The organism is Dendronalium phyllosphericum CENA369 (assembly GCF_016056275.1).
In the GTDB taxonomy this organism is placed as follows: Bacteria; Cyanobacteriota; Cyanobacteriia; order Cyanobacteriales; family Nostocaceae; genus Dendronalium; species Dendronalium phyllosphericum.
The window spans coordinates 1-5,134 of the sequence record NZ_JAECZA010000261.1; the positions used below are offsets into that span (position 1 = coordinate 1).

The window sequence follows — 5,134 nt, forward strand, 5'->3', positions numbered from 1 at the left end:
ATTGAGAAGTTTTTATTGCCTCAATTATGGTCAGGAGCAGTGGTAGTTATGGACAACTTACCTGCACATAAACTAGCATCAATTGAACCAATGATTGAATCTGTAGGTGCGAAAGTCTTATGTTTATCTCCATACTCTCCTGATTTTAATCCCATTGAGTTATGGTGGTCACAACTGAAATCTTTTTTACGTACTTTTTCTCCAACTACAACCGAAATGGTTGATAAAGTTATCTCTGTTGCTCTCTACTTGATGAATCCTCAACATTTAAAAAACTGGTTCACTAATTGCTGTTATTGTACCTCATAACATCGGGAAACGCTGTAACCCTCTTCTGTCAGTCTCCGAAAACATTTGCCATTTCTGAATTCTAGAGCTTTTGTACAGCAAGCGATCGCGCGATTATTTTCTAATAACAAATTCAAGAGCAATTTTTTTCTAATAGTATAGGTTGTATTGATTGCCTCGTGAGACTTCTAGCAATCGCCCTCACGGAGAGTGACAGAAGAGGGGTAAAATAAATCCTGCTTTTATATTATGTTCTATGGCAAAGTTCTTTAAGCTTTGCCTTAAATCTTCATTGGGTTTTAGTCTAATAGCAAAAATTTTCATCATCTACATATCACGTGGATTTTAGGAATACAAATCATTAAAAACCCCTCAGTGATAACACTGAAGCAAATGCTCATCAAAAATTAATAAAATATACAAAATAATTATGGGTGCTTAATAATGTCAGAACAGCATTCTCAGTGTCAAAATTTGAAAGAACAAGTTGAATTTATTTTACAACTTTTACAGCAAGAACCAGCATTACGTTCTCAAGATATTACAGCCGTACAAACTTCTCTAGGTAAAGCGATTTCTCCAAAGTTTGAGATTGTATTTGCAGGTGCTTTTAGTGCGGGTAAATCGATGCTAATTAATGCACTTTTAGAAAGAGAATTGCTGTACAGCGCTGAGGGACACGCCACAGGTACTGAGTGTAAGATTGAGTACGCCCAAGCAGATAAAGAAAGAGTTGTTTTGACATTTTTGAGTAAAGCGGAGATTCAAGAACAAGCAAGTTCTTTATCCGAACAATTGGGATTTACAACAGCAATTGATATCAATGAAGCTGAAATAATTAGCCTTTTACACCAAGGATGTGAAGTAATTATCCAACAGGAAGGTGGCGAAAGTAAATCAGAACGTGCGAAACAAGCAAAGGCATTAATATTATTGCTGGAAGGATATAAAACAAATTGCCAACATATTTATACAACGAATAATGCCACATATTCGATGGAGCAATTTAATTTTTCTAATCTGAAAGAAGCTGCTGGATATGCGCGTCGTGGTAGCAATAGTGCGGTTTTAAAGCGAATTGAATATTACTGCAATCATCCACTCTTACAAGATGGGAACGTCATCATTGATACGCCAGGAATTGATGCACCTGTAGAGAAGGATGCACAGCTAACTTACACAAAAATTCAACATCCCGATACATCAGCGGTAGTGTGTGTATTAAAACCTGCTGCTGCTGGTGACATGACAAAGGAAGAAACAGAACTTTTAGAAACAATGCGGGAAAATGGAGGCATCCGCGATCGCGTTTTTTATGTCTTCAACCGGATTGATGAAACTTGGTACAATACTCAGCTGAGGCAGAGATTAGATCATTTGATCGATGGACAGTTTCGCGATACAAACAGAGTTTATAAAACCAGTGGATTACTGGGATTTTATGGCAGTCAGATTAAACAGACAAGCGAACAAGATAGATTTGGTTTAGATTCTGTTTTTGCCGAAAGCGTCAAAAGTTTGGATGGGAAGGAAGAAACACCACAATTTGTGAATGAGTTTAATCGTTACTGTGCTAACTCTGGGAAACTTTCACACAGCCAGTTTCGGATTTCCGTAAATAGCTTTGAAACTCCAAATGAGAACTATGTACGGATTTTATCTCAACAGGGAATGCCTCTGATTAAACAGCTAATTCAAGATAGTGGTATTGAGGAATTCCGCGCAGCTATTGCTCGTTACTTGACTGAAGAAAAGCGTCCACAGCTTTTTCAAAATCTTGCTGATGACTTAGAAGATATATGTATTAAACTGAAAAAAAATTATCAGTTTGTGCAACGGCATTTAGATAGCCAGCCGCGAGAAATTGAGAGTATGAAAGCACAGGAATTACAACGTCTCAATCAGCAATTACAGCAAGTTGGTAAAGATTTTAGTCAACACATCACAGAAGAAGTTAACCAAATAATTAATATTACTTGTGAGTCTTTTGAAGCAGATTTTCGGCAATTACAATCGCGGATGATTCGCCGTTTAGATGAGTTGCTAGATACTTTTTCTGTAGCTGATGCTTACCGACGTGCAACCATTAGTCATCCACGTAACGCAACCGCACCGTTAATTGCCATTTTAGTAGAGGCATTTTATTATTTATCCAATCAATTGGAAGATATTTTAGTTAGTTCTTCGCAGCAAGTTGTGACGAATTTATTTCAACGGTTAATAGAAAAGATTCGCAAGTCCGAATATTATCGGCAGTTGTATCGTTTGTTAGGTAATGATGCTGGTATTGAACAAGAAATAAAAGTAACAGAAAAAATAGTTTCCCAGACGTTGATGAGTGCTGCTAGTGTAGAGTGCGATCGCTTTGTCCGAGAAAGTCCTAGATTTTATGATGAAGGCACTTTTTCGATATATCAATTTCGCCAAACTTTGCTGCAAACTTCCCAAGGATATGATGCTGAAAGTATAGTGGAAGCGGAACCTGCAATTAGGCAGTTATTGAAGTTAGATTTTGAACCAAAAGTTTCTCAAACTATTCGCAAATCTTTCCGTCAAACTATTAACCAAACTCTAAAAACTCATTTGCTACCAATGGCTGAAAATCAAGCAGATGATGTTTTACAGCAATATCCAAATGCCCGTGCATATTTAGAGAAAACATTGCAACAAGAAGCTGAAGAGAAGATTTTAAATAATCAGCGTTTATTAAATGCTGTCGAGCAAAAAATTGAGGCTTATAATTCAGCAGTTTCTAGTATTAATAGTTATTTGCAGGCAATGCAATTATATGAGTATTTATTGCCTGTAATTAGTAATTATGATTCAGAAGTTGTTGATACTATTTCTAAGAGTAACGGTATTTTAGTTTCAGATGGTTTATTGGATGGTATAGCACAGGTTTAGTAGCTGTGTTTTTATAAAGTCCGCTTAATTTTGCGGACTTTATTTCTGGACTTCCTGTAGCTAAGTTCAGCGAACTAAAAAGTTTAACCTAGCGATACTCTAGAATTGTTTAAAGATTTAGCTGCTCGTAACAAAACTAAAGGTAATAAGTGAATTATAGAAAAAAATCTTAGGCTCTCAAACATCCTCTAAGTAAATAAGAAATTAGCACCAACCAAATTAACGTTCACATCACTACTAGTAAAACCAGATGTACTTGAGAAGGTAGCTAATAATTGACCTGTTCCAAATCCGGAATTACCAGCAAGACCATCACTGAGTCTTAGTTGTGTATTCGTAGCTGATTTCACGACATCAATGTTAGCAATACCTGTAAATTGCAGTTGATCGCCACCAACACCACACACAAATTGATAAATAGTATCGGTTCCGTCACCAGAGGCATATTTAATGATATCCACCGCGTTATCATTTAGTCCTAAATATAGACTATCATTACCCGCGCCACCCAGTATCTGGTCTTTTCCTGCATCACCAAAAAGAACATCATTACCATAGCCTCCATTTATATAGTCATCGCCAATTCCTCCAAAGATGACATCGTTACCACCTTCAGCTATATTCCGACTAGGAAAATCTTTGTCATCTCCGTAAAGCTTGTCATTACCATCTTGTCCATCTATGATGTCGTCCCCAAAACTGCCATAGATGGTATCATTGCCTAACCCGCCTCTGAGTCCCGCGTATTCTCCATTGGAATCAACAACTTTGTCATTGCCAGCACCACTAAAGATAATGTCATCACCTTCATCGCCAAAGATAATGTCAACATCATCCTGTCCATCAATGATGTCATCTCCATAGCCGCCATAAATGGTATCGTTGCCTGCGCCACCTCTGAGCCCAGCAGTGAAGTCAGGACGGCGATCGTCTCCATCTCCTCCATATATAATGTCATTGCCATTATCGCCTTGGAGTTGATCTCGCCCTGCTTTACCATCAAGAACATCATTGCCGTCACCGCCGTAGATGAAGTCATTGCCATTTGTGCCAATGTATGTGTCGTTTCCTAAGCCAGCGCTGGGAATATAGTTAATAGTCTCGTCAGGTCGCCCACCTCTAGGCAAGGCGTTAAATAGATTCAGAACGTCATTGCCAGATACATTACCTAAGTTCTCAATGAAGCCTACACCAGCTTTAGCTCCCGTTGCAGTGGGGTCAAAAAAGAAATTGATAATTAAGTCATCGGAAGGTGTGGCATAACCGTTTTTATTGAGGTCGATTAATAAGTTGTTATCATCTATTCTGTATAGTCCAACTTTTCCACTCTGGAGTAGAGACAGGGAAATAATTGCATCTTTGATATTCAAAGCATCATATCCGCCATCATCTTGAATAATAGTTTTAAACCCATCGGCTGCTGAGAGGAGATATAAATCATCTCCTGTGCCCCCGTAGAGTTCATCCTTTCCACCTTTGGCTACGAGAATGTCATTACCTGCATAGCCATATATCTGATCTCTTCCTATCTCTCCACCAAGATAGTCATTGCCTGTAGTACCTTTGATTGCAGATTGATCGCGATCGTCTCCAGTAGTTCCAGTTTTAGGGCTGTTACCAACTAAACTTAAAAAACTGGTACTATCCAACAATACCGTTGCCAAAATAAGAGCATGAAGAGGTAGGGCGTTTCGTAGTAGAGTTATTGTCTCTCACAACGACAACTCAGAAACTACTAGCCGCCCATGCCCGACATCTTATCACTATTGCAATGTCTTCTACCGCAGATAAACGCCACAACGATGCGACAGTTGAACCAGATAATACAGGCCATGTTAGCGATGAATGGGCGAATCACAATGTTGGGAATATCCCGGTGGGCAGAAATGGGTGGTAGTTATCGAACAATGTTGAGGTTCTTTCATACAGTAATACCTTGGGC

Annotated in this window: 5 protein-coding genes; 3 read left to right on the top strand and 2 right to left on the bottom strand. The window is 38.6% G+C overall.

What is annotated here, in order from left to right; all coding sequences use genetic code 11:
• Positions 1-309, top strand: a 309-nt coding sequence (locus I8752_RS38890; RefSeq protein ID WP_214435853.1) for a transposase, incomplete at its 5' end; no start/stop codon positions are given.
• A 180-nt stretch (positions 310-489) separates the two neighbouring features.
• Here the strand turns inward: I8752_RS38890 and I8752_RS38895 are convergent.
• Positions 490-615: a PCC domain-containing protein gene (locus I8752_RS38895; RefSeq protein WP_339381812.1), complete on the bottom strand. Its 126-nt coding sequence runs from the start codon at positions 613-615 to the stop codon at positions 490-492.
• A 117-nt stretch (positions 616-732) separates the two neighbouring features.
• Here I8752_RS38895 and I8752_RS30015 point away from each other — a divergent pair, with 117 nt between their 5' ends.
• Entirely contained in the window at positions 733-3,192 is a 2,460-nt protein-coding gene (locus I8752_RS30015) for a dynamin-like GTPase family protein (RefSeq protein ID WP_214435854.1), read from the top strand.
• A 188-nt stretch (positions 3,193-3,380) separates the two neighbouring features.
• On the opposite strand, the gene I8752_RS30020 is transcribed toward I8752_RS30015, so the two are convergent.
• Positions 3,381-4,856, bottom strand: coding sequence for a calcium-binding protein (locus tag I8752_RS30020; protein ID WP_214435855.1), 1,476 nt, complete (start codon positions 4,854-4,856; stop codon positions 3,381-3,383).
• Positions 4,857-4,937: 81 nt separating this feature from the next.
• On the opposite strand from I8752_RS30020, the gene I8752_RS30025 reads away from it, so the two are divergent.
• Positions 4,938-5,134, top strand: a 197-nt coding sequence (locus tag I8752_RS30025; protein ID WP_214435504.1) for a transposase, incomplete at its 3' end; no start/stop codon positions are given.